The 24,394-nt window shown below is 71.8% G+C and carries 16 protein-coding genes, 1 tRNA gene and 1 rRNA gene; 5 read left to right on the plus strand and 13 right to left on the minus strand.

Annotation, left to right across the window (positions count from 1 at the left end):
• Window positions 1–21 precede the first annotated feature (21 nt).
• Both ACIPJ2_RS18915 and ACIPJ2_RS18920 read right to left on the minus strand, forming a co-directional pair.
• Window positions 22–1,113, minus strand: coding sequence for a carbohydrate ABC transporter permease (locus ACIPJ2_RS18915; RefSeq protein ID WP_402730138.1), 1,092 nt, complete (start codon window positions 1,111–1,113; stop codon window positions 22–24).
• Between the two features lie 27 nt (window positions 1,114–1,140).
• Window positions 1,141–2,418 (minus strand): ABC transporter substrate-binding protein, encoded by a 1,278-nt coding sequence (locus ACIPJ2_RS18920; RefSeq protein ID WP_402730139.1) that lies wholly within the window; start codon window positions 2,416–2,418, stop codon window positions 1,141–1,143.
• A gap of 299 nt (window positions 2,419–2,717) precedes the next feature.
• On the opposite strand from ACIPJ2_RS18920, the gene ACIPJ2_RS18925 reads away from it, so the two are divergent.
• Window positions 2,718–4,046, plus strand: a complete 1,329-nt coding sequence (locus ACIPJ2_RS18925) for a glycosyltransferase (protein ID WP_402730140.1) — start codon at window positions 2,718–2,720, stop codon at window positions 4,044–4,046.
• Between the two features lie 74 nt (window positions 4,047–4,120).
• Here the strand turns inward: ACIPJ2_RS18925 and ACIPJ2_RS18930 are convergent, their stop codons facing one another.
• Complete coding sequence (locus ACIPJ2_RS18930; protein WP_402730141.1) at window positions 4,121–5,425, minus strand: glycosyltransferase family 2 protein; 1,305 nt, start codon at window positions 5,423–5,425, stop codon at window positions 4,121–4,123.
• Window positions 5,426–5,586: 161 nt separating this feature from the next.
• On the opposite strand from ACIPJ2_RS18930, the gene ACIPJ2_RS18935 reads away from it, so the two are divergent.
• The 4 genes from ACIPJ2_RS18935 (at window position 5,587) to ACIPJ2_RS18950 (ending at window position 9,535) form a co-directional block, all read left to right on the plus strand.
• Window positions 5,587–5,760, plus strand: coding sequence for a hypothetical protein (locus ACIPJ2_RS18935; protein ID WP_281264907.1), 174 nt, complete (start codon window positions 5,587–5,589; stop codon window positions 5,758–5,760).
• Window positions 5,761–5,853: 93 nt separating this feature from the next.
• On the plus strand, window positions 5,854–6,792 hold the full coding sequence (locus tag ACIPJ2_RS18940) for a beta-1,6-N-acetylglucosaminyltransferase (RefSeq protein WP_402730142.1): 939 nt from the start codon (window positions 5,854–5,856) through the stop codon (window positions 6,790–6,792).
• Window positions 6,789–8,327 carry a lipopolysaccharide biosynthesis protein gene (locus ACIPJ2_RS18945; RefSeq protein WP_402730143.1) on the plus strand — a complete coding sequence of 513 codons (1,539 nt, stop codon included), beginning with the start codon at window positions 6,789–6,791 and terminating at the stop codon, window positions 8,325–8,327. Before ACIPJ2_RS18940 ends, ACIPJ2_RS18945 begins: the two co-directional genes overlap by 4 nt.
• Window positions 8,324–9,535 (plus strand): glycosyltransferase family 4 protein, encoded by a 1,212-nt coding sequence (locus tag ACIPJ2_RS18950; protein ID WP_402730144.1) that lies wholly within the window; start codon window positions 8,324–8,326, stop codon window positions 9,533–9,535. The genes ACIPJ2_RS18945 and ACIPJ2_RS18950 overlap by 4 nt, the downstream gene beginning before the upstream one ends.
• 85 nt (window positions 9,536–9,620) lie before the next feature.
• Here ACIPJ2_RS18950 and ACIPJ2_RS18955 read toward each other — a convergent pair whose 3' ends face one another.
• The 10 genes from ACIPJ2_RS18955 to rrf all read right to left on the minus strand — a co-directional run.
• A complete protein-coding gene (locus ACIPJ2_RS18955) occupies window positions 9,621–10,637 on the minus strand; it encodes a glycoside hydrolase family 16 protein (RefSeq protein ID WP_402730145.1) in 1,017 nt (338 codons plus the stop codon).
• Window positions 10,634–13,006, minus strand: a complete 2,373-nt coding sequence (locus ACIPJ2_RS18960) for a PIG-L family deacetylase (protein ID WP_402730146.1) — start codon at window positions 13,004–13,006, stop codon at window positions 10,634–10,636. The genes ACIPJ2_RS18955 and ACIPJ2_RS18960 overlap by 4 nt, the downstream gene beginning before the upstream one ends.
• Window positions 12,993–16,553: a glycosyltransferase gene (locus ACIPJ2_RS18965; RefSeq protein ID WP_402730147.1), complete on the minus strand. Its 3,561-nt coding sequence runs from the start codon at window positions 16,551–16,553 to the stop codon at window positions 12,993–12,995. Before ACIPJ2_RS18965 ends, ACIPJ2_RS18960 begins: the two co-directional genes overlap by 14 nt.
• Entirely contained in the window at window positions 16,550–17,521 is a 972-nt protein-coding gene (locus ACIPJ2_RS18970; RefSeq protein ID WP_402730148.1) for a glycosyltransferase family 2 protein, read from the minus strand. The genes ACIPJ2_RS18965 and ACIPJ2_RS18970 overlap by 4 nt, the downstream gene beginning before the upstream one ends.
• Window positions 17,518–18,342 carry a glycosyltransferase family 2 protein gene (locus ACIPJ2_RS18975; protein WP_402730149.1) on the minus strand — a complete coding sequence of 275 codons (825 nt, stop codon included), beginning with the start codon at window positions 18,340–18,342 and terminating at the stop codon, window positions 17,518–17,520. The genes ACIPJ2_RS18970 and ACIPJ2_RS18975 overlap by 4 nt, the downstream gene beginning before the upstream one ends.
• A gap of 345 nt (window positions 18,343–18,687) precedes the next feature.
• On the minus strand, window positions 18,688–21,420 hold the full coding sequence (locus ACIPJ2_RS18980) for an alpha/beta fold hydrolase (RefSeq protein ID WP_402730150.1): 2,733 nt from the start codon (window positions 21,418–21,420) through the stop codon (window positions 18,688–18,690).
• Window positions 21,421–21,625: 205 nt separating this feature from the next.
• Window positions 21,626–21,697: transfer RNA gene (locus ACIPJ2_RS18985), tRNA-Gln, on the minus strand.
• A 45-nt stretch (window positions 21,698–21,742) separates the two neighbouring features.
• The gene (locus ACIPJ2_RS18990; RefSeq protein WP_402730151.1) at window positions 21,743–22,666 is read right to left on the minus strand and encodes an NAD(P)/FAD-dependent oxidoreductase; all 924 of its coding nucleotides are present in this window, start codon (window positions 22,664–22,666) and stop codon (window positions 21,743–21,745) included.
• Between the two features lies 1 nt (window position 22,667).
• Entirely contained in the window at window positions 22,668–24,155 is a 1,488-nt protein-coding gene (gltX, locus tag ACIPJ2_RS18995; protein WP_402730152.1) for a glutamate--tRNA ligase, read from the minus strand.
• A gap of 148 nt (window positions 24,156–24,303) precedes the next feature.
• Window positions 24,304–24,394: ribosomal RNA gene (rrf, locus tag ACIPJ2_RS19000) — 5S ribosomal RNA — on the minus strand; the annotation flags it as partial.

Genomic DNA, 24,394 nt, shown 5'->3' on the forward strand with positions numbered 1-24,394 from the left:
GGGGACGGTCTGCTGCGAGGGTCACTTGAGTTCACCCTTCTGCTGGGCTGCCTGTGTCTGCACGACGTTCGCGCCGAGGAACCGCACGAACAGGAACGCGACGACGAAGATGATCAGGAAGGTGATCGTCGACAGCGCTGAGGCGGAGTTGAACCCCTGCCTGATCTGGTCGACCACGAGGATCGACAGGGTCGTCGTGGCGTTGCCGGAACCACCGCCGCCGCCGGTGAGGATCGCCGGGAGGTCGTACATGCGCAGCGCGTCGAGCACGCGGAACAGGATCGCGACCATCAGCGCCGGCTTCAGGAGCGGGAGCGTGATGAGCATGAAGCGCTGCACGGTCGAGGCGCCGTCCATCTTGCCGGCCTCGTAGACCTCCTCCGGGATGAGCTGCAGGCCCGCGAGGATGAGCAGCGCCATGAACGGCGTCGTCTTCCACGTGTCCGCGATGATGACCGCGAACCGGGACGCCCACTCGCCGCTCGTCCAGAGGATCTGGTGGCCGATGACGTGGTTGAGCACGCCGTTCGCGTCGAAGATGAAGTACCAGAGCTTCGCGGTGACGGCGGTCGGGATTGCCCACGGCACCAGGATCGCGGCGCGGACGAGCGCGCGGCCCTTGAAGTTGCGGTTCATGATGATCGCCATCCAGACGCCGATGAGCGTCTCGGCGAGCACGGTGACGACCGTGAAGAAGAACGTGTTGCCGAACGACACCCAGAACTGGGCGCCGAGGCTGCCAGGGGGGCACGTGACGTTGCCGCACTGCTGGCCGAGCCAGTGCACGTAGTTCGTGACGCCCGCGAAGCCGCCCTCGACGAACAGGCCGGTCGCCTTGTCGAGTCCGGCGTCGAGCTGGAACGACTGGATGATCGCGCTGACGACGGGGTAGCCGATGACGACGGCGAGGAGCACGATCGTCGGGCCGATCAGGTACACGGCCCATCGGCCGTGTTCGGCGTTCAGTCCGCCGCGCCGCCGCTTGGGCGGCTCCAGACCCTGGGGGTTCGGGATGGCGGCTGGGATCTCGGTTGCTGCTGACACTGACGGCCTCCTTGCCGGTGTCGGGACGCAAGTAGGGGCGGACTGGAGGCACCGGCATGGGTGACCCATGCCTCCAGTCCGACGCGGCGCGAGCCGCTAGTTGCTGGTGGTCGCCGCCTTGAGGGCGGCTTCCATGTCCTTCATCGCCTCGTCGACGCTCTTCGAGCCCTTGAGTGCCGCGTAGGAGTTGTCCTGGATCGCCTTCGTCACGGCCGGGTAGTACGGCGTGACCGGGCGGGGCTCCGCGCTCTGGATCGACTTCAGCAGGGTGGGTAGGTACGGGAGCTTCGCCGTCAGCTCGGAGTCCGTGTAGAGGTCACCGATCACCGGGGCGAGCGAGCCCTGGGTCGCGAAGAACTTCTGAGTGTCGCTCGACATCAGGAACTCGAGGAAGTCGTGCGCCGTCGCCTTGTGCTTCGAGTACGCGCTGATCGCCGCGTTGTGGCCGCCGAGGGTCGACGCGCCGACGCCGTCGGCACCCGGGAGCGGAGCGACGCCGAAGGTGTCCTTGACCGTCGACGAGCCGTCGGTCTTGGCGAGGTTGTACACGTACGGCCAGTTGCGGAGGAAGAGCAGCTTGCCGCTCTCGAAGGCCGTGCGGCCCTGTTCCTCCTGGTAGGTGATCGCCTCGGCCGGGATGTTGCCGTCCTTGAACGCGGCGACCAGGTTCTCCAGGCCCGCCTTCGCCTTCGCGGTGTCGACGTCCGGCGTCCCGCTCTTGCCGAGGATCGAGCCACCGGTGCTGTTGACCGCCTCCGAGGCGTTCACGGTGAGGCCCTCGTACTTGGCGAACTGGCCGGCGTAGCACCCGATGCCGTTGTCCTTGGCGATCTGGCAGTCGCTCATCATCTCCGACCACGTGGTCGGCGGGGTCTTCACGAGGTCCTTGCGGTAGTACAGCAGGCCGCCGTCCGAGGTCTGCGGTGCCGCGTAGAGCGTGTTGTTGTACGTCGCCGTCTTCACGGTGGCGGGCAGCAGCTTGGACGTGTCGACCTTCATCGATCCCGTGAGTGGCGTCAGCCAGCCCTTCGCGGCGAACTCCGCGGTCCACACGACGTCCACGTCGACCACGTCGTAGCCGTCGTCCTTCGCCTGGAAGTGCTGCACGAGGTCGTCGTGCTGCTGGTCGGCCTGGTCGGACTGCTCCTTGAACGTGACCTTCTCGTCCGGGTGCGCCTTGTTCCACTTGGCGATCAGGGGGCGGACCACGTTCGAGTTGTCCTTGCCCTGGACGTACGTGATCGGGCCGCGGCTGTCCTGCCCGTCCTTGGCGTCCGAGGCCGAGCTGCCGCTCGAGCAGCCGGCCAGGGCGAGGCCGATCACGGCGACCCCGGCCACGGATGCGAGTCGCACCTTCGCGCGTGTGTTCTTCACAGCGTTGTCTCCTCATCGAGATCACCAGGAGCCGTCGTCTCGGGTACCGGACGACGACCACCTGGAGCAGGCGACGCTGCCTGCTGGGAGTGGAAGCTACGCCCGCACTCAGCGTTTTGCAACCGGTTGCATCGAAGCCGTGACCTGAGTGTGACCTCTGGAGTTGCCCAGACTTCCTGGGTGAGCGCTCACCCGCCGCTCCGGCGATGCGGCGCCGGGCTGCGGAACCCCGCATGATCCCCGCCACTGCTGGTGCCCGCCGTAGAGGGAGACTGCCGGACCGACATAACGTCCGGACCATGACCCAGCTCTCCCCCGTCACCGTGCCCGGCCCCCGTCGGGTCGTCAGCGTCGACCTCGATGCTCCGCTGCCACGGCTCGTCGCCGACCAGACCGGCTCCTCCGCGCTGGTGGTCGGCTACCGCGGCGGGTTCCCCGTGACGACCCTCGACGTGCTCCTCACCGAGGACCCCGCCGACGCCGCGCGGGCACTCGCCCCGCTCGTCGCGGAGCGCGAGCACAGCGTCGGCGGCGCAGCGACCCCGGTTCCGGACGCGGACCTGCCGATGATCTCGATCGTGGTGTCGACGATCGTCACCCGGGTGGAGGACATCGGCAAGCTGCTCGACTTCCTGGAGGACCTCGACTACCCCGACTACGAGGTGGTCCTCGTCGACAACCGCGTGAAGGTCCCCGAGATCGACGCGCTCCCGGGACTCCTCGAGGGCCGCGACGTCCGACTCGTCACGGAACGGCGCCCCGGCTGCTCGATCGGCCGGAACAGCGGGGTGGCGGCCGCGCGCGGCGAGATCATCGCGTTCACGGACGACGACGTCCGCGTGGACCCGCAGTGGCTCCGATCGATCGGCACGCGCTTCGTCCGCGAGCCCGAGGTCGCCGCCGTGACGGGGATGATCCTGCCCGTCGAGCTCGAGACGCCCGCGCAGATCTGGTACGAGGCGTACTACGGCGGCTTCAGCGGCGAGCGCACCTTCGACCCGGTGACGATCGTCCCGGACGACGTCCCCGGTGTCATGCGGCACGCGCAGGCCTCTGCCGTGAGCCCGGACGGCACGGTCCGTAAGCACTTCGCCGTGTACGGCATCGGTGGGTACGGCGCCGGGGCGAACTGGGCGGTCCGTCGTTCTGCGTTCGACGCCGTCGGCGGGTTCGACCCCGTGCTCGGCGCCGGCGTCCCCGCCCGCGGTGGCGAGGACCTCGCGATCTTCATCGACATCCTCTGGGGCGGCGGCCGCATCGGCTTCGAACCCCGCGCGGTCGTGCACCACCGGCACCGCCAGACCCTCGAGGGACTGCACGGGCAGCTGCACTCGAACGGCGTCGGGTTCACCGCGCTGATGTGCGAGCTCATCGCGAAGGACCGCCGGCACGCGCTGGTCCTGGCGCGGCTGATGCCCCGCGCGGGCAAGATCAAGCTCTCGCAGCTCGTGTCGCGGCTCGCGGGGAAGCGCGACGCGGCCGCCGAGACCATCACCGAGGCGTCGACCACCCGCATCCCCCGGTCCCTGGCGTACCACGAGTTCCGGGGCTTCCCGCTCGGCCCGGCGGCGTACTTCAAGAGCCGTCGGTTCTGGCGCGAGGTCGAGGAGGGGCGCTTTCGCCCCTAGCCCGCCGCGGCGCCCGCGCCGGCCGCCCGCCGCCCGCTCCGTGGGCGATGGAGCGCGGCACGCGGGGCGCGCGCCTACGCGCGGGAACGCAGACGTCCGCGCACGTAGCGCCACGGACCGCAGAGCGCCGCCACGAGCTCGACGCGCTTGAGCCCGGCGGTCGCCGCGCGGAACTCCTCGTCGACGGGCCACCCGCCGACGGCGTCGACGGCCGCGGACACCTCTCCGGCGCCCTGGCCGAGCGCGCCGAGCTGCCGCAGGGCACCGAACGCTCGTCGGAAGACCGCGAACGCCGTCCGCGGGCGCAGCATGAGCTTCGCGACCCACGCGCCGAGCCCGGTCCCGTACCCGAGTGCCTGGGAGCGCAGCGCCGCGCGGTCGGGGCGGTGCCGGTGCCACACGATCGCGGAGGGCTCCACGGCGAGCGCCCCGCCGGAGAGCAGCACCCGGGTGAACAGGTCGGGGTCCTCCCCCGCGCGGGACGGTGTCCCCGGGCCGAGCGCGACGTCGAACCCGCCGAGGGCGAGCGCTGCCGATCGACGGAGGGACATGTTCGCGCCGGTGCCGAACGCCCCGACCGAGAACGGGAAGAGCGGCAGGTCGGCCGGCGGTGCCGCGGTGCGGAACACCCGGCGGTCGGTGTTCCGCGCCCAGGTCACCCGCTCGTCGAAGTAGCGCTGCGTCGGGGTCCGGAGTTCACCGCTCGGCACCAGGCCGGTGACGCAGACGACGTCCGCGTCGCGGGCGTAGGCGTCGGCGAGCGCAGCGAGCCAGCCCCGGTCGACGACCACGTCGTCGTCGACGAAGGCGACCACGGCCCCTGACGCGAGGGCGAGACCGGCGTTCCGTGCGCGCGAGACGCCGGGTCGGGCCTCCAGGACGTAGTGGAGGCGAGCGTCCGCGAACGAGGCGACCACGTCGCGGGTCGCCGTGGTGGTCGGCGCGTTGTCGACGACGAACACCTCGAAGTCGGGGTGGTCGGACGCCAGGACGGACCGGACGCACCGACGGACGTCGGCCGGTCGGTCGCGGGTCCCGATGACGACCGAGATCCGGCCGTCGGTCGGTCCGAGCGGAACGGACGGGAGGCTCGTGGTGCGCAGGGCGCGGAGGGCCGGTCCCAGCTCGGCCGGGTCCACGTCGCCGGTCGCGTCGACCGCGACGTCGACGAAGCCCGCGACCTCCCGTCCGTCACGGACGAGGAGTCGGGCGCGGCGGAAGCCGTCGGCGCCGGCGAGTTCGACGGCAGACGCGGCGAGCGCCTGCTGCCGGTCGACGGCGCCGACCCAGGCCGCGCCGGGCCATGCGGGCGCGTCCGGCGACGGCATCGCGGGCGTGAGGGTGAGCACGCTGGTCGTGGTCGCCTGGTGGTCGCTCATGTCCCCGATGCTCCGGGCACCCTCGCGCGCGGTCAACGGCGTGCCCGCCGGGATGCGGCGACGGTCGTCCCTCTTGCGGTTTGCCGCCACGTCAGCGGTCCGGTCCCCGTAGGATCGCTGGAGACGACCCGACGGCAGCACGTCGGGCACGAGGAGGACGAATGCCGCTGGGCCCCGCGACCGAGCTCGGTGTCGTCGTCTCGTCGGAGCAGCGCGTGGTCGTCGTCGACGCCGCGACCTGCGTCTGCGGGCACGTCCAGGACGCCCACGAGCACTACCGTCCCGGCACCGACTGCGCGCTCTGCGACTGCCCGGAGTTCCGCCGGAAACGCTGATCACGACGGGGCGGTGCGGGAAACCGCCGCTTCCCCGCAGAGGGCCTCCGGTCGCCTTGTCCGGCCCGGAACGGCGCGGTTAGCGTCGCGTCCATGGCCATCCCCAGCACGGTGCCCGCGTGCATCGTCCTCGCTCACGAGGACCCAGCGCACGTCCGCCGCCTCGTCGAGGCGCTGGACCCGTTCCCGGTGTTCCTGCACTGCGACGCGCGGACGCCGGAACCGGTCTTCCGCGCGATGACGGACGGGCTGCCGGAACGGGTCGTGGTCCTCCCCAGGATCCGCACCGGCTGGGCGAAGTGGGAGAACGTCGAGGCGGAGGTGTCCGGGTACCGGGCGGCGCTCGCCACGACGGACGCCTCGCACGTCGCGGTGCTCACGGGCAGCGACTACCCCCTCGCGGACGCGGCCGAGATCACCGGACTCCTCGCAGCGCACCGGGAGCAGTCGTTCCTCGCCGTGCACCCGCTGCCGTTCCCGGCGTGGGGGCGCGACGGTGGTGTGGCCAGGCTCCGGTACCGGCACTGGGCGTGGCGGAAGACGATGCTGCGGCTCCCGGTGCCCCGGCGGATGCCACGCGACGTCGTCCTCGCCGGCGGCTCGCAGCTCAAGGTCCTGGCTCGCCACCACGCGGCAGCGGTCGTCGACGTCGTCGACCGGCGTCCTGACCTCGTCCGCTTCTGGCGACGGAGCTGGATCGCCGACGAGACCTTCGTGCCGTCGGTCCTGAGCTCGCCCGCGCTGACTCCGGGTTTCGCCGACGAGCACGTGCCGCACTCGCTGTGGTGGATCGGATGGGACGGCACGGCGATGAAGAGCCCGCCGTGGTTGACGATCGTCGATGCCGGGCGGCTGCTCGAGCGTCGGACGGGCTCGGACGTGGACCTGCCGCACGTGTTCGCGCGGAAGTTCTCGACCGAGCGGAGCACCGACCTGCTCGAGGTCGTGGACGAGGCGTTCGGGTTGCGACGTCGGGCGTCCCCCGCGGCGCCGGTCGTCTCACCGCCCACGCCGGAGGTGGTCGCACCGTGACCGTGCCCCCGCAGACCCGGCGCGAGGCGCGCGAGGCCCGTGAAGCCTCCGCCGCCGCGTCCGCGTCCGCAGCGCCGTCGTCGGCGTCGTCCGACGCCGCGCTCGGCGCGGTCGACACGGGGAGCGTCGCCGTCCGGAAGGGTGCGAACGCGCTCTTCGGCCGTGGGCTGCTCTACGTCGTCGTCTGGTCGATGCAGCTGGTCGTCTCGTCGCTCATCTCCCCCGTCCTGGCGCACCTCATGCCGCCGGCGGAGTTCGGTGTGCTCGCCTCCGCGATCGCGCTGTACCAGGCGCTCGTCGTGCTGGCGGTGGCCGGGATCGACCAGGCGTCGGTGCTCCAGCGGGCCGAGGACGGCGACGACCGGCGTGCACGAGGACTCCTCGCCGTCGGCATGGTCACCGCGAGCATCGTCACCGTGGTGGCACTCACCACGATCCCGGTCTGGGCCGACGCCGCCGGGTTCATCGGCAACCACCCGCTGCTCCTCGTCGCGGTGCTCTGGACCGGACCGGCAGCGATCGTGCAGATCTCGCTGGCGCTCCTCGTGGCGCAGGACCGCATCAAGGTGTTCGCGGTGACGAGTCTGCTGTCGTCGATCGGCGGCTCGATCATCGGCCTCGGGCTGCTCACGCTCGTGCACGCCGACGCGACCACGTACGCCTGGGGCGGGGTCGTCGCGCAGGGCGTCGCGATGGTCATCGGGATCGCGGCGACGCGGCCGCGCCTGGCCGGGCTGTTCGACGGCGCGACGAACGCCCGCGCGTTCAAGCTGGGCATCCCGATCGCGCTCGGCAACCTGTCGTACTTCGTGCTGAACGCCGGCGACCGTGTCGTCGTCCAGCGGCTGCTCGGCCCCGAGGAGGTCGCGCGCTACCAGATCGCCTACGTCGTCGGCTCCGCGGTGATCCTGCTCCTGTCGTTCACGAACCAGGCATGGGCACCGCACTTCGCCGCACTCCGCGACGCCGTCGCCCGCCGGCAGCTCGCCATGCACTCCCGCGACGAGCTGTACCGGATGCTCGCGCCCGTGCTGCTGGCCGTCACGCTGGTCTCCCCCGTGGCGCTGCCGATCCTCGCACCGGCGTCGTACCGCGTCGAGGAACTCACCGTCGTGGTGTTCGTGGTCGCGATCACGGCGTTCCCGGTGGTCGCGAGCGGAGCCACCGGTCGTCTGCTGCTCGTGGAGCGGCGCGGCGTGGCGGTCGGCGTGATCGCCGCGATCGCGGGCGCCGTGAACATCGGTGCGAACCTCGCACTGGTCCCGCTGTTCGGCATCGCCGGGGCAGCGATCGCGACGGTGGTGGCCTACGTGGTCCTCGCCGCGATGCAGCTGTTCGTGCTGCCCGACCGACGCGAGTGGCGTGGGCCGGGTCTCCGGATCGTGCTCCCCGTGCTCGCAGCCCTGACGGTCGCGGCGGCATCGCTGTTCGTGCCGCAGGACGTCTTTTGGAACTGGTTCCGCATCATCGGTGTCCTCGGGTGCCTCCCGTGGTTCCTCCGTCGGCTGCGGGCAGCACGAGGAGGTGCGTCATGACCCGACGGAAGCACACGCAGGACGGCTCGAGGCGACTCCGCATCGGCGTCGTCACGACGGGGCTCGCGATCACCGGGGGGCTGGAACGCTGCGTCCTCGAGGACACGGCCGAGCTCCTCGCCGCCGGCCACGAGGTCGAGATCTGGCACCGCAACGCCCACTCGCCACGATCCGAGGACGGACGCGCGCCGTTCGAGGCCATGGGGGTGCCGCTGCACGACGCCGTCGACTACCGCTTCGGCATCAGGACGGCCGTCCGCGACGCCTGGCGGTTCGCTCGCCAGGGTCTGCGGCTCCGTCGTGCGGACCTCGACGTCCTGTGGTTGAACCGGCCGGAGTACCTGCCGTTCGGGCGGCTCGCGTCGCTGGTGTCCGGTGTGCCCCTCGCGGTCCACCTGCACCACGCGCCGAACTACAACCGCATCGGGCCCATGGCGGGTGGCCGGACCGAGTTCCTCGCCGTGTCGAAGGCGATGGCGACGGCATGGGGCGCTGCCGGCGCGCCTGCCGACCGGATCACGATCGTGCCGAACGGCATCGACACCGACGACTTCCCCGCAGCGACACCGGCAGACGTGCACCGTGCCCGTGCGGTGCTCGGCATCGACGACGCCACGCTGACGGTCCTGTACTACGGACGGCTCACCCGTGCGAAGGGCGTGCTCGCGCTGCTCGAGGCGTGGGGACGCGTGCTCGAGACCGCTGCGGCACGGCAGCCGGAGACGGTCCCCGCGTCCGCGTCGTCCGGGCGACGCCTGCCGCTCCTCGTGCTCGCCGGCGCCCTCTACCCGGACGAGGCCGACGCCGTGAACCGCGCCGTCGCCGAGCTCCCCGAGGACTCCGTGCTCGTCGTGCCGGAGCGGGACGACGTGGTCCCGCTCCTGCACGCCGCTGACCTCGTCGTCGCGCCGTCCATCGAGCCGGAGGGCTTCGGTCGGGTCGTCGTCGAGGCGATGTCCACCGGACGCCCCGTCGTGGCCGCGGCGTCCGGTGGCACCGGGGAGATCCTCTCCGACGGGTGGGAGCGCTTCACCGTCGACCCGTCGGACACCGAGGTGCTGGCGAAGCGGGTCCTCGACGTCCTCGACGAGGCGGTCCACGACCCCTCCCTCGGGGAACGCTGCCGCACGTGGGTGCTCGACCGCTACGGGCGCGCCCCGCACGTGACCGCCCTGCTCGACGCACTGCAGGCACACGCGCGGCGCTGAGGGCCTGACCGACGGGGACCGCCGCGACCGGCATCGGCGCGACGCTACCGCCGCAACCGGCCCGGCGCGGCGGTACCGGGTCGGCTCAGTCGCCCGAGGTGTCGGCGGTCCAGGTCCCGTCGTCGGGCACCGGTCGGCCGCCGGACGGCAGGGTCGCCTGCGGCTCGGCCCCGTCCACGGGAACGTCGATCGTCATCCAGTCGATGAGGAGCGACCCGGCGGCGCTCCGCGGCGGGTGTCCGGCGTTCGAACCGGCCTGCACGACCAGGTGCATGCGCGACGTGGGGATGCTCTGGGTCGTCGTCGCCACGACGGCGTCGTCGACGAGGAACGACATCCGCGCGGGTGTCCACTCGATCGTGTACGTGTGCCAGTCCGCCAGGGACGCGGCCGTCTCGTACTGGACGCACTTCTCCGCGGGGTCCTCGAGGCAGTGCACGTTGAGGGAGGCCGGCGCGCCGAGCGCTCCCTCGGGGAAGTCGATCTCACCGTCCGACCAGACGTTCTCGTCGCTCCAGAGCAGCACGGCGACCCCGTAGCCGTCGACCTCGTCGCTCTTCATGCGGATGCTGTAGCGCCCGGCGGTCTGCCCGCCCCAGCGCCCGTCGACCAGGGGCACGATCCCACCGGCGAGCGGGGTGCCGCCCTTGGTGGTCCGGAGGCGCATGTCGAGCATGCCGTCGTGCGCGGTGAGCGCCGACGACTGGTACCGCCCGGTCCCAGCGGTGTCCGCGAACCCGTGGTAGACGGAGAACCGGTCGGCGTAGTCCGCCTCGAATCCGCCCGTCGGGGTGCTGTCGTCGAAGTCCTCCGAGAAGACCCGGTTCCACCCGCTGCCGTCGCTCGTCGGCATGCTCACCCCGCTCGGGTCGGCGCCGTCTCCGGTCGCGGTCGTCGTCGATGCCGCGACCACCCCGGCCGCGACGACCAGTGCTCCGACCGCGAAGGCGGTGCGCCGTCCACCGGCGCGGAACGGCACACGGTGCCGGGCGATGCCGGAACCGTGTGCCGGCGCCGCACCGTGTGCCGCCGCAGCCAGCTGGTCGAGCGGACGGACAGCGTCGACGTCGCGGTCGCCGACGCGATCGTCGTCGGTCGTCATCCCGCTGTCGCCCACGCGCGGACTTCCGAGAGCCCGACGTTGACGGTGCTGCCGGAGACCCCCGTGGTCGTGAAGCGGACCCACGTCACGTTCCTGGCGGTGAAGTCGACCGTCAGCGCCGAACCGTCGTTCGGGAGCGCACCGACGGCGACCTGGCTGCCGTCCGAGAACGTCAGGGTCCCGCTCGTGACATGGTCGTTGGCGTTCGGTCGGTCGTACAGGACGATCCGCTGCAGGGCGACCGGCTTCGACCAGTCGAGCTGGTACCAGATCCCGGTCCGCCCCCACGGCACGACCCACTCGGCCGACGGGTTCGCCGGGTAGCCGGACAGCACGCCGTCGACCGCCTTCGCGACGGTCTGACCGTCCGCCGGGTTGTCCGCCACCGCCGACGGCGTCGCCGAGCCGGTGACGTCCGACAGCGTCGGCGTCGGGGTCGGCGTCGGCGTCGGCGTCGGCGTCGGGGTCGGCGTCGGCGTCGGGGTCGGCGTCGGCGTCGGGGTGGGGGTCGGCGTCGGCGTCGAGGTCCCCGCCGGTGCCCACGCCCGGATCTCCGCGAGCCCGATGTTCTGCGTGCTCGCGCTCACGGCCGTGACCGTGAACCGCACCCACGTGACCTGCCGCGCGGCGAACGTCACCGACTGCACCGTGCCGCCGTTGGCGAGTGCCGGGACCGTCACGCTCGACCCGTCGGAGAACGTCAGCTTCCCGCCGGTGACCTGGTCGCTGCTGTTCGGCCGGTCGGCGAGGTCCACCTGGGACAGGGTCGTGCCGCCCGCCCAGTCGAGCTGGATCCACGTGCCGGCACGGCCCGATGGGGCGACCCACTCCGCCGACGGGTTCGCCGGGTACCCGCTGACGACGCCGTCGACCGCCTTCACCGCGGTCTGCCCGTCAGCGGGGTTCTCCGCGCTGGCCGTCACCGTCGCAGCCGCCGTGACGTTCGTCGGTCCGGACGTCGGCGGCGGGGTCGTGGTGCCTGCCGGTGCGTACGCGCGGATCTCGGCGAGCCCGATGTTCTCCGTGGTGGTGCTGACCGACGTCACCGTGAAGCGCGCCCACGCCACCTGCCTGGCGCTGAACGTGACGGTCTGCACCGCTCCACCGTTCGGGAGCGCCGGGACGGTGACGCTCGACCCGTCGGAGAACGTCAGCGTGCCGCCGGTCACCTGGTCGTTGCCGTTCGGCCGGTCCGCGAGGTCGATCGACGACAGCGTCGTGCCGCCGGACCACCCGAGCTGGATCCACGTGCCCGCACGACCAGACGGAGCGACCCACTCGGCGGTGGGCGCGTCCGGGTACCCGCTGACGACCCCGTCGACCGCCTTCAGCGCGGTCTGGCCGTCAGCGGGGTTCTCCGCGCTGGCCGTGACCGTGGCGCTGCCCGTGACGTCGGTCCGGCCCGGATCGACGGGATCGCTGGGTTCGGTCGGGGCGGTCGAACCGGCGGTGTACTCGCGGCTCAGCCACGACGACTCCGGTCGGCTCGAGCAGGCGTCGGCGGACGCACACGTCAGGTCGTCGTAGGGCGCGTACGTGTAGAACGCGTCGGACTTCGCGGCCGTCTGCGCCGCGGTGAGGTTCGACGGCCGGTCCGAGATCGGGTACCCCATGTACCCGGTGAAGGTGTGCGAGCCGCTGTACTGCTGCTGCACCTCGTCGGTGAGGTACCCGACGGTGTGGTGGTCACTGTGGTCGCCGTCGCCGTACGACCCCTCGTAGTCGAGGGTGTGGATGTCACTCGGCGCGAAGTCCTGCACGATCCCGAGCAGCGTCGACCGCAACTGGGCCAGCGTGTAGGTCGCGCTGTGGAACGCGTCCGCGACCGTGCTGATCGAACTGCTGTCGCCCGTGTACAGCCGCTGCAGGCTCTGGTAGCCGTCGCCCCAGAACCCGTTCCCCTCGACGTTGCCGTCCGGGAGCTCCATGAACACCAGGCTGATCCGGGGGTCGGCCGTCAGTGTCTCGGTGTGGAGCGTCCGGCCCGCGACGACGAGGGAACCGGTGGTCCAGTCGGACGCGACGCCCGCGATCTCCGCGTAGGCCGCCTCGAGGCCCTCCTGGCGGCTCTCCCAGTAGTACCTGGGGTAGCCCGCGTCACCGGCCGTGACCACGACGGAGCGGACGCACCGCCCCGCGTCGATGTCCTTCCGGAGCGCGGTGCCCTGGAAGAACAGGTCGTCGTCGGGGTGCGCGACGACGTTGAGCACCCGACCGGCGCTGCAGTCGGCCGTCGGCGTCGCCGCTCCGGCCGTCTCCGCGAGCCCCGGACCCACCACGAGTGCCGCGACGACCGCGAGCACGGCCGCGGCGGACGCGGCGATCGTTCGCCGTGTCCGCCGGGGCCCTCGTCTGTCACCTGGTTGCATGACGCATCCCTTCGCGGGTCAGTTCGTACATCGCCGTCGTGCCCGACGACCACACGCGCTTCCAGTACGGCGAGGACGCCATCGCCCGGGCGAGTTCCTGGTAGTGCGCGTCCGTCTGGTACCCGTAGCGCTCGCCGTAGGCGCCGAACGGCTCGGCGACGAGGGCGTAGTACTGGGTCGCCGGCCACGTGTCGACGAGCTTCGCCGTGATGTCGGACACGTCGGCCTCCGGGTCGTAGGTGCCGGACGGGTCCTGGTAGTTGCCGAGGGCCTCACGGGTCAGGTACGAGACGTCGAAGTACCGGGCACCGGTGTTGCTCGGCACGGCGATCGCGGATCCCGTGAGGAGCATCACCGAGCCCTTCGGCGCGGTCCGGTCGTAGTACTGCGTGGCGGCCGATTCGCTGCGCGTCATCACGCGGTTCCAGTCGAGTGCGGTCTGCCCGAACGCCCCGATGGCCACGAGCGCGGCGATGCCGGCTCCCGCGACGACGGCCCGCACACCGGCCGGGCGCATCACCCGGCGCACGGCAGAGCCTGCCCACGCCAGCCGTCCGGTCGGCATCGGCAGCGCCGCGGCGAGGATCGCGATCCACGGGGTGGCGAAGAGGACGACGCGGAAGATGCCCTCCTGGCCGTAGTTCGTGGCGACGAGCAACGAGACCGGGCTCGCCGCCGCGAGGAGCAGCCCCCAGTGCACGCGGTCGCGACGGAGCAGCACCGTGACCAGGGCGGCGAGCCCGAGCACCACGAGTGCGGCGGCCGGGACGTCGAACGCCAGCCGCGTGACGAGCGGCTGCGGGAGGAGGGTCGATCCGTGGGACGGCGGCTGCACGTTGTCGAACACCCGCCCGACGTTCGCGAGGGACAGGAACTTGTCGAGCACGTTGCCGTTCATGACCGCGAACACGACAGCGGGCACGAGCACGACCAACGGCAGCCACCACGGGCGGACCAGGCGGAAGACGACGAGCACCACGAGCGCAGCGACCGTCAGGTACGGCGAGATCTGGTGGGTCACGGCCAGCACGATGCCGATGGCGGCGATCCCGACGATCCGGGACAGCCCGACCTTCCGGGCCCGCGGCTTCGCGGCGACGATCCCGTTCACCGACGTCGTGTCGACGCTGCGGAGCGGTCCGGTCGCGAGCACGAGGATCACGAGCGACAGCAGGATGCCGACCGACTGCGGCGAGAAGTAGGTCGTGTTGAGCGACCCGGTCATCGCGATCAGGAACGCCGCGATCCACGGACGCCGTGGTCCCGGGAGCCAGTGCGACGCGAGCACACCCGAGGCGATCGTCGTGCTGAAGGCCAGGAGGACGGGGACCCACGCGGCGATGACCATCGCGTTCTGGATCCCGCCCACGTCGGCCACCCAGGCACCGGCGGCGAAGAGCCCCGACCACGTCTGGAAGATGTCAGCGGCGGGGTTGGTCCCGCCGTACTGCCGGATGTACTCGAGCACGCCGATGTGCCGAGCGGCCGCCATCACCGTGGGCATGCCGTACGTGATGGCCTGCGCCAGCTGGATCGCGCCGCCGAACACCACCACGGGGACGGCGACGGCACGGCCCCGGACCAGCGCGACCACGGCCGCGGCGACGACGATCGCCAGTCCCACGACGAGCCCGGCGCCGAGCCTGCCGAACAGGCCGTCCCTGATCGGGTCGCCCGTGTGCGTGAGCGCGGTGACGACGACCACGGCGAGCCCGGCCACCGAGAGCGTCGTGACCGTCGCGGTGGTCCCCCACCGGCGCCGCGTCGGAGCGTCGTCGGCGACGTACCGTGCCCGGCGGAGCTCGGCGAGGTCACGTGGCACGGCGACCGCCACCGCGAGCGCCGTGCCCACGACCACCACGACGAACGGAGCCACCGGGTCCCAGACGTGGAACGTCGCCATCGTGTAGCCGATGCCGATCGTGGCGACGAAGGACCCGGTCACCGCGAAGACCGCGAAGCGTGCGAGGGGCATCGGCCGCAGGAAGAGCAGCGGCGCGACGCCGAGCAGCGCGAAGAGGAACACCGCTGTCGCGCTCGCACGGAGCACCGGGACGCCGACGAGCTGTCCGACCGCGGCGAGGACGAGGACGCCCACCAGGAGGCCGGACGCGACGAGGCGCGCAGCTGGCCCCATCGCACCGGTCGGGACTTCCCGGACCGGTCCAGCGGTCTCGAGACCACGCTGCAGCTCGTGCCGACCGTGCGCCGTCCGGTCGATCGTCCCGGCGCCGCCGATCCGTTCGCGCAGCGCGAGGAACGGCGCCGTGAACGCCGACCGTCGTTCGACCCCGCGGAGCCGACGTTTCGTCGCGGCGAACTCGGCGTCGACGACGTCGAGCGGTTCGGACGCGGCGGACCCGTCGACGGCAGCCGCACGGTCCCCCTGCTCGAATCCGAGGCGCGCGAAGGCGCTGATGGCCTCGGGAGCAGCGTCGATCGACGCGGCGAGCGTCTCGCGGTCGAAGGCGTTCTTGGTCATCCAGGCTCCGAGTCCGTGGCCGTTCGCTGCGGCGGCGCGGCGCAACGACGCGACGTCGTCCGCCGATCGCTGCCACGCGATCGCGGCGGGTTCGACCGCGATCGCGGCACCCGCGAACAGCAGTCGTGTGAAGAGGTCGAGGTCGTCCCCGCCGCCGACGCGGGTGCCCGGTCCGAAGGCGGTGTCGAACCCGCCGATCCGGAGGGCCGTCGCGCGGTGCACGGCGAGGTTCGCCCCGGTGCCGTACGCGGACGCGGCGAAGGGGTGCAGTGGGAGGTCGCCCGGGTCGTCGCCGAGCCGCAGGACACGGCGACGGATCGTCCTGGCCGCCGGGGTGCGCTCGTCGTGCCACCGCTGCGCCGGGGTGCGGAGCTCCGCGCTGGGCACGAGGCCGGTCACGCACGCGACGTCGGGGTCCGTGGCGAACGCGGTCCCGAGGGCGTCGAGCCACCCGGCGTCGACGACGGCCCCCTCGTCGACGAACGCGACGACCGCACCGGTCGCCGCGAGCAGGCCGGCGTTCCGCGCTGCGGCGAGCCCGCCGGACGGTGCGGCGATCGTGGTCACCGTGCGGCCGTCGATCGTCACGACGGCGTCGTCACCCGGCTCGGCCGCGTGCGAGACCACGACGACGTCGAAGGACGGGTACCGGCAGGCGAGCACCGAGCGCATCGTCGAGTCCGAAGCACCGTCCGTGCAGAGCACGACGGTGACGGACGGCAGCACCAGACCTGCTGCCGTCCCGGACACCGAGGAGACCCGCGCTGCCGGCGCCGGCATCGGCCGGATCGCGCGCTGCAGGGAGCGGACGTCGATCGTCGCGCCGATGCGGCGGCGCTCGGTGATCTCCGCCTCGACGAACCCGAGGGGCTCGCCGTGGTCGCGCACGAGCAGCCGGGCACGCCGGTACCCCTCGGCCCCGTCGAGCGCGATGACGTCGCGGTGGCTCGAGGCGTGCACGTCCGCGCGGTCGACCTCGCCGACCCACAGGGCGCCGTCCCACGTGGGGAACAGCGGACCCGTGGTGATCGGCGAGACGACCATCGCCAGGGTCGCACGCGTCACGGTGCACCCACCGGCTGCACGGCGACGGGGACGGGTGCGGGCGACGCCACCACGACGCCGCCGAGGAACCGGCCGACGGCGTAGCCGGTCACGGTACCGAGCACACAGGTGACGATCGCGACCGCACGGGTCCCGCCGCCTCGCCCGAGCCGACCGAGTTCACGGAACAGCGCCTTCGGCAGCACCTTCGTCAGGTACGTCGACTCGCTGGACAGCGAGTCCTTCGCCCCGACACGACGGCTGAGGACCGCCTTCGAGATGCCCTCGTAGTAGCTCCGGCGCCGCACGTACCGCATCGCGACGCGATCAGGGGACACACGGTGCGAGACGTTCGACCGCGGCTCGAAGCGGATCCTCGCGGTCGGGTCGGCCTGCGCGATCCGGATGCAGAGCTCCGTCTCCTCGCACCCGAGCGGCTGGTTGCCGACCCGGCCGATCCCGGACCGGAACCCGCCGGCGGCGAGGAGCACGTCACGGCGGAACGCCATGCTCGAGCCGATCACGTTGCGGACGTCGCCCGGTTCGGTGGGCAGTCCGGTGTAGCTGCAGCCGACGATCCACAGGAGCTCGTCGGGGTAGGGACCCGCACCGGTCGCGGTCGGCCACGACGGGGTCGCCCGACCACCGACGCCGACGACGTCCGGCAACGAGAGCGCCTCGACGAGGTGGGCCAGCCAGTCGTCGTCGGCGGTCGCGTCGTCGTCGAGGAACGCCACGACCTCCGACTCGGCGAGCGCCACGCCGGTGTTCCGCGCGCCGGACAGGCCCCGGTCCTCGGAGTTCTCGACGACCAGCAGCTCCGGCCAGCGCGCCGTCGCACGCAGGAACAGCTCGGGCTCGTGGTCGATGACGACGACCACCTCGGTGGCGTTCGGCTGTCGCTTCGCGGACTCGACCGAGTCCTGCAGGTCGCCCCACCGCTGCTGCGTGTACGCGCAGATGACGACCGCGACCGTCGGGACGCTCACGCGGCTTCCTCGTCCAGTGCCGGCACGGCGGTCGGGACGACGCGGGGCGTGACCGGGGTGAGGCGCGCGCGTGCCTGCGCCTCGGAGGCGCGGCGACGCTCGTGCATGATCGACTTCAGCACGCGGATGCCGTCGGTCACGGCGTTCAGGTTGCTGGTGCCGTGGACGCGGAGCTTCTCGTGGCTCGGCACCTCGGAGATCGCCAGGTCCGCGGCGGACCAGCGGCAGGTCAGGATCGTCTCGATCTCGAAGCCGTCGCCCCACAGCATCGAGCCGTCGGAGGGCTTCGGCAGGGTCGAGGACAGCAGGCCGATCTTGGGCAGCGTGTCCGCCCAGAAGGCGTTGTAGCCGTAGCAGAGGTCCGTGTAACGGGCGCCGAGCAGCAGGTTGCAGACCACGTTCAGACCGCGGTTGCCGAGGCTGCGGACGATCGTGATGTCGTCGCTCCCACCGCCGAGGGCGTATCGGGTGCCCTTGGCGACGTCCGCGCCGGCGACGAGCGCGTCGACGAAGCGCGGGATCTCGTCGGGGTCCGCCGAGCAGTCGGCGTCGAACATGACGACGACGTCGCCGGTGACGGCCTCGAACCCGCAGGCGAGCGCGTTGCCCTTGCCCTTCCGGGTCTGCTGCACGACCTTGATCGAGGGCATGAGGCGCTGCGCGGTCGCGATGGTGTCGTCGACCGAGTTGCCGTCGACCAGGATCACCTCGTACACCGGCGGGAGCTTCGGGAGGATGATCTCGAGGTTCCTCGCCTCGTTGCGCGCGGGGATGACGACCGAGACGCGAGGGTCCAGGGGACGGATCGTGCTGGCGGACATGGTGCTCCTGTCGGGTTCAGGGCTGCAATCGGGAAGACCGTCACGGCGACGGTCGATGGTCCTCGGGGTACGCGAGGACTCAGGACGCGGGTACGTCAGCTGCGGTGCACGGCGGTGAGGGTGCACCGTCGTTCCCGTCGGGAGCGGGGGTACGCCGTTCCCTGGGGATTCCCACCTTCGTCGGGGCGGGGTGACGGGTCAATGCGATCGGTGATCCGTTGCGGGGCCGCGGGTGCGGATACGGAAACCCGCAAGCGGGCTGCGGTGGGTCGTCGGGTCGCCCCGGGACGGACGGGAGGCTCGTGGCGGGGTCGCCACGAGCCTCCCGTCGGTCTGTTGGGGCCGTCAGGACCGGGTCGGGTCCGTCCCGAGGGCGGCGCGCAGCTCCGCCGCGAGCTCCGCGACGTGCGGTTCGCGCAGCAGCGACGTGTGCTCCGCCTGGATGTGCACGGTGCGGTTGTCCCCGCGGAGCACCGAGGACCAGCGCTCGACGTCCGGGTTGTCCTCCGCGAGCACGAAGGTCGACCGCCCGTGGAAGGGCGTCGGCGTGTGCCGGCGCACGATCATCTCGGCGTGGTCGAACATCGCGTCGAAGTCCTTCTGGCCGCCGTAGCGCAGCACCCCGGCGCCGTAGGCCCGCGCACGACGCACGAAGAGGTCCCCGTACGGCACGCCGGACGGCAGCACGCGCTTCACGGCGCGGTCGAGACCGTGCCGGAGCGCTCGGACGGCGGCGTTCCGCGGCTCACGGGGCTGCATCCTGGCGAAGTTGAGCTGCGCGGCCTCGGTCCGGGTACGCGGCAGGTACGAGTCGAGCAGTGCGAGGTGTTCGATCTCCTCCCCCGCCTCGGTGAGGAGCCGTGCCACCTCGAGTCCGACGATGCCGCCGAGCGAGTGCCCGACGATGATGTACGGGCCGCGCGGCTGCACGATGCGCATCAGGGCGATGTACCGCCGGGCGCTCTGCTCGATGCTGCGGTCCGGGATCGCGCGCCGCTCCAGGCCGTGCTGCTGGATCGCGTAGACGTCGTGCTCCGGCAGGTACCGGGAGAGCGGCAGGAACGTCAGGCCGAGCGCGCCGCCGCCGGACAGGCAGAACACCGGCGGGCGTCCAGGGGTCCGCGCCTCGGACACCTTCACGATGTCCGGGTGGCTCGGCAGCGCGCTGGTTCCAGAGCGGACGTGCCGTGCGAAGGTGCGCAGCGTGGGGTGCTCGAGCAGCTCGGACGCGCGCATGTCGACGCCGAGCCGGGCGTGCACGATCGCGAGCATCTCCTCGGCGGAGAGCGAGTCGCCGCCGAGTGCGGAGAAGTCCTCGTCGAGGTGCACACCGCGGAGGCCGAGGACCTCCGCCCAGATCTGCCCCACGACGAGCTCCCACTGGTCGTACTCGCCCTCCACCATCTCGGTCTCGATCGACGGCGCGCCGGGGAGCAGCGCGCGGTCGACCTTGCCGCGCTCGTTGCGGGGCAGCTCGGGCATCGGGACGATCGACGCCGGCACCATGTACTCCGGCAGCCGATCACGGAGCGCACGGCGGATCGCCGCGGGTGCCGGGGTCCGACGTCCAGGGCGACCGACGACGTAGGCGACGAGGCGGGTGACGGCCGGCGGCTCGACGAGCGCGGTGACGACGACGTCGTGCACGTCCTCGACGGCGCGGAGCGCTGCCTCGACCTCGCTGGGCTCGACGAGGTACCCGCGGACCTTCACGGCGTCGTCGGAGCGGCCGAGGAGCACCAGGCTGCCGTCGGCCTCGAGCTTCGCGAGGTCGCCCTGACGCCACGTCGGCGTGCCGTCGTCCGTCGCGCCGAGGCGTTCGGCGGTCTTGTCCGGTGCGCCCCAGTACCCGGCGGAGAGGCCGTCGGACTCGATCACGAGCTCGCCGGTCTCGCCGAGGTCGGCCGGGGTGCCGTCCTCGCGGACGATCCTGGCGGTCTTGCCGGGGAGCGGGAACCCGGCGGGGATCACGCCGGGAGCGACGTCGTCGCCCGGAGTGACCGAGCAGTACGCGACGCACCCCATCTCGCTCGCGCCGAAGCCGTTCCAGATCACCGTCCCGGCGTCGAGCACCGGGCGCGCGGCGATGACGTCCGTGCCGGTGATCGGTTCGCCGACGGTCATCAGGAAGCGGAACGGCAGCCGTGCGCCGCCGGGGACCGCCTGCTTCGTCTGGACGATGGACCGGAGGAGGTGCGGGGTGCAGACGAGCACGTTCACGTCCTCCTCCGGCATCCGCTCGAGGAGTCGTTCGGTGCCGAGGTCCCGCGGGTCGAGGAGCACGATGGCCCCGCCGTTCAACAGGGTGTCGAAGGCCATGAGGTAGCCGGCCGCGAAGGACAGCGGGAGCACGAGACCCAACCGGTCCCCCGGTCGGAGCCCGAGCGCGACGGCGTCCTGCTCGGCGTTCTGCAGCTGCTGCCGGTGGGTCATCGCGACGCCCTTCGGCATGCCGGTCGACCCGGAGGTGAAGACCAGCACGAGAGGGTCTGTCCCACGTCGCTCCTGTTCGGCGATGCCGTTGCTCCGCGCCACCGCATCGGCGCTGGCCGTGCGGTCCGCGGCGTCCGCCGACGCGTCGAGCAGTGCGTCCAGGTCGTGGACCGGGCCGGCGTCGCCGATGACCGAGGCGGCGAGGTCCGCGTGCTCGGCGTCCGCGAGGACCTCCGAGACGCCCGCGAGCTCGACCACGTGGCGCAGCCGGGCTTCCGGCAGGTGGTCGTCGAGGACCACCACGACGCGGTTCGCCATCGTCAGCGCCAGGACGGCCACCACGCCCTCGGTCGTCTGCCCGGCCATGACGCCGATCGGGACGGGAGCACCGCCGGGGACCGCGCCGACGCCGGCTCCGGTCCGGTCGTCGGGGTGCAGCCGCTCGGCGAGGACCGCGGCGAGCGACGACGCGAGCGCATCCGCCTCGGCGAACGTGCACGCGCGGCCGTTGCCGGCGAGGGCCGGCTCGTCCGGGTACGCGGTCACGACGCGTGCCCAGCGGTCGAGGACCGAGTGGTCGTCCGCGGCGGGGATCACAGCGGTGTGGTCCCAACGGTGGTGGAGCAATGCGTCGGTGGACGTCATGGCAGTTCCCCTGGATCGTCTGCTGACCGCCCGTCCGGTACGGCCACTCGGACACTAAGTCGACGAGTGGTCCCCGTTCCAGGGGTGACGACGGCGGGTGCGGACATCCTGCGGTTCTGCGCATCCTCGCGGGTTCCGCTGAACGTGCTGTGAACGGCACACGAAAACGGCCCCCGGGACATCCCGGGGGCCGTTCTCACATCTGCTGGGGTACCTGGACTCGAACCAAGAACGACGGTACCAGAAACCGCTGTGTTGCCAATTACACCATACCCCAAAAGACCTGTCGGTCTTCCGTCCCCGTTGTCCGGGGCACGGTCATCTACTGTACAGCATCCCGGAGGTCCGCAAGACCACCGACGAGGTCGCGGTGCACCGCGGCGGCGGTCGTCGCACCGTGCCCTGCGGCAACGATGAGCTGCTCGGGCCCGGGCGGGGTCACGTCGCCGACGGCGTACAGCCCGGGGACCGTCGTGCGTCCGACGCGGTCGACCACCACGAGTCCCTCGGCGTCGCGGTCGAGTGCCGCGTCGACCCAGTCCAGGTCGACGTGCCACGTCGGCCGGACGAACCCGCCCGTGCGCGGCTCCACGTGGCCGTCTGCGAGGCGCACGCCGGTCATCCCGGACCGATCCCCCTCCAAGTCGACGACGGGGCGCTCGTCGATCCGCACGCCCGCGTCGGCCAGCCGGCGGCGACCGTCGGCGTCGAGGGGCGCGGTGCCGTTCGTGTACACGACGAGGTCGTCGGTCCACGCCGCGATGAGCAGCGCCCGGTCGACGACGTCGGCGGTCTCGCACACGAACGCCAGGGGTTCGCCGGACCGCTCGTAGGCGTCGCACTCGACGCAGCTGTGCATCGCGGTGCCGTAGAACGCCCGCAGGGACGGCAACGCCGGGAACTCCTCACGGAGCCCGGTCGCGATGACCACCGTGCGCGCCGTCTCGTCCACCTCGGCGCCGCGCCAGGTCCCGTGCACGCGCCAGCCGTCGCCGTCCGGAGCGACCCTGTCGACGATCGCCTGCACGACCGTGGCCTCTGCGTACTGTTCGACCTCGGCGCGTCCGAGCTTCCGGAGCTCGAGCGGCGACACCCCGTCGCGAGTCAGGAAGCCGTGCGACCGCAAGGTGGCGGCGTTCCGCGGACGGTTCGCGTCGAGCAGCAGCACGGACCGTTTCGCCCGCACCAGGTTGAGCGCGGCACTGAGACCAGCGGGCCCCGCACCGATCACCGCGACGTCGTACACGTCAGCGAGCCGAGAGTGCGCGGAGCCGTGCGAGCGTCGAGTCCTTGCCGAGGATCTCCATCGACTCGAACAGCGGCGGGCTGATCCGACGACCGGAGACCGCGACACGCAACGGACCGAACGCCAGGCGCGGCTTCAGGCCGAGACCGTCGATCAGCGCGACGCGGAGCGCACCCTCGATCCCCTCGGTCCGCCAGTCGTCGAGCGGCTCGAGCGCGGCGATGCTCGCGGTGAGGACCTCGGTCGGGTCGCCCTTGAGGCTCGCGAGCGCGTCCTCCTCGACGACGAGGTCGCCGTCCGCGGTGAACAGGAACCCGAGCATCCCCGGGGCCTCGCTGAGCAGCTGCATGCGCTCCTGCACCAACGGCGCCGCGGCCTCGAGCACGTGCTCCTGCTCGGGGGTGGCCGGGTCCGAGAGGTACTCGGTCAGGTACGGCTTCAGGCGGTCCCGGAAGTCCGCCGGCGGAAGCAGGCGGATGTGGTCACCGTTGATCGACTCGGCCTTCTTGTGGTCGAACCGGGCGGGGTTCGGGTTCACGTCGGCGACGTCGAACGCCTCGACCATCTCGTCGATCGAGAACACGTCGCGGTCGGGACCGATCGACCAACCGAGCAGCGCGAGGTAGTTGATCAGCCCCTCTGGGATCATGCCGTTCGCCCGGTGGTGGAAGAGGTTCGACTCCGGGTCGCGCTTGGAGAGCTTCTTGTTGCCCTCGCCCATCACGTACGGCAGGTGCCCGAAGCGCGGGATGAACTCGGCCATCCCGATCTCGAACAGCGCCTCGTAGAGGGCGATCTGTCGCGGCGTCGACGACAGGATGTCCTCGCCGCGGAGCACGTGCGTCACGCCCATGAGCGCGTCGTCGACCGGGTTCGTGAACGTGTACAGCGGCTTGCCGTTCGGGCGCACCACCACGAAGTCCGGGAACGTGCCCTGCTTGAACGTGATCTCGCCACGGACCAGGTCGTCGAAGCTCAGATCCCGGTCCGGCACGCGGAGTCGGAGCGCCGGCGCACGCCCCTGGTCATGGAACGCCTGGCGCTCGTCGTCGGTCAGGTCGCGCTCGTGGTTGTCGTAGCCCTGCTTGGGGTCGCGACCGGCCGCGACGTTCCGCGCCTCCATCTCCTCCGGCGTCACGAAGGACTCGTAGAGGTGGCCGGCGTCCTTGAGCTTCGCGATGGCGTCCTCGTAGACGTCGGACCGCTCGGACTGCCGGTAGGGGCCGTGCGGTCCCCCCACCTCGACGCCTTCGTCCCAATCGAGCTGCAGCCACCGCAGCGCCTCGATGATCTGCTGGTACGACTCCTCGCTGTCCCGTGCCGCGTCGGTGTCCTCGATGCGGAACACGAGCTTGCCGCCGGTGTGCCGGGCGTAGGCCCAGTTGAACAGGGCCGTCCGCACGAGGCCGACGTGGGGCGTCCCCGTCGGCGAGGGGCAGAATCGGACGCGGACGTCGGAACCGGTGGCGGTGGTGAATGGCGCAGTCATGACGCCGACGATCCTATCGCGGGCGACCCCGGCTGCGGCGGCCCAGTGGATGGCGTTGGAGCGGTCCTGGAACAGTCCTGGAACGGTCGTGGAACGCAGAAAACCCCTGACCAGTACTGGTCAGGGGTTCCCTGGTGTTGCAAGAGAAGTCCGGCGGCGTCCTACTCTCCCACAAGGTCCCCCTTGCAGTACCATCGGCGCTGAGAGGCTTAGCTTCCGGGTTCGGAATGTGACCGGGC

Origin of the sequence: Curtobacterium sp. NPDC090217 (assembly GCF_044746705.1) — a bacterium.
In the GTDB taxonomy this organism is placed as follows: Bacteria; Actinomycetota; Actinomycetes; order Actinomycetales; family Microbacteriaceae; genus Curtobacterium.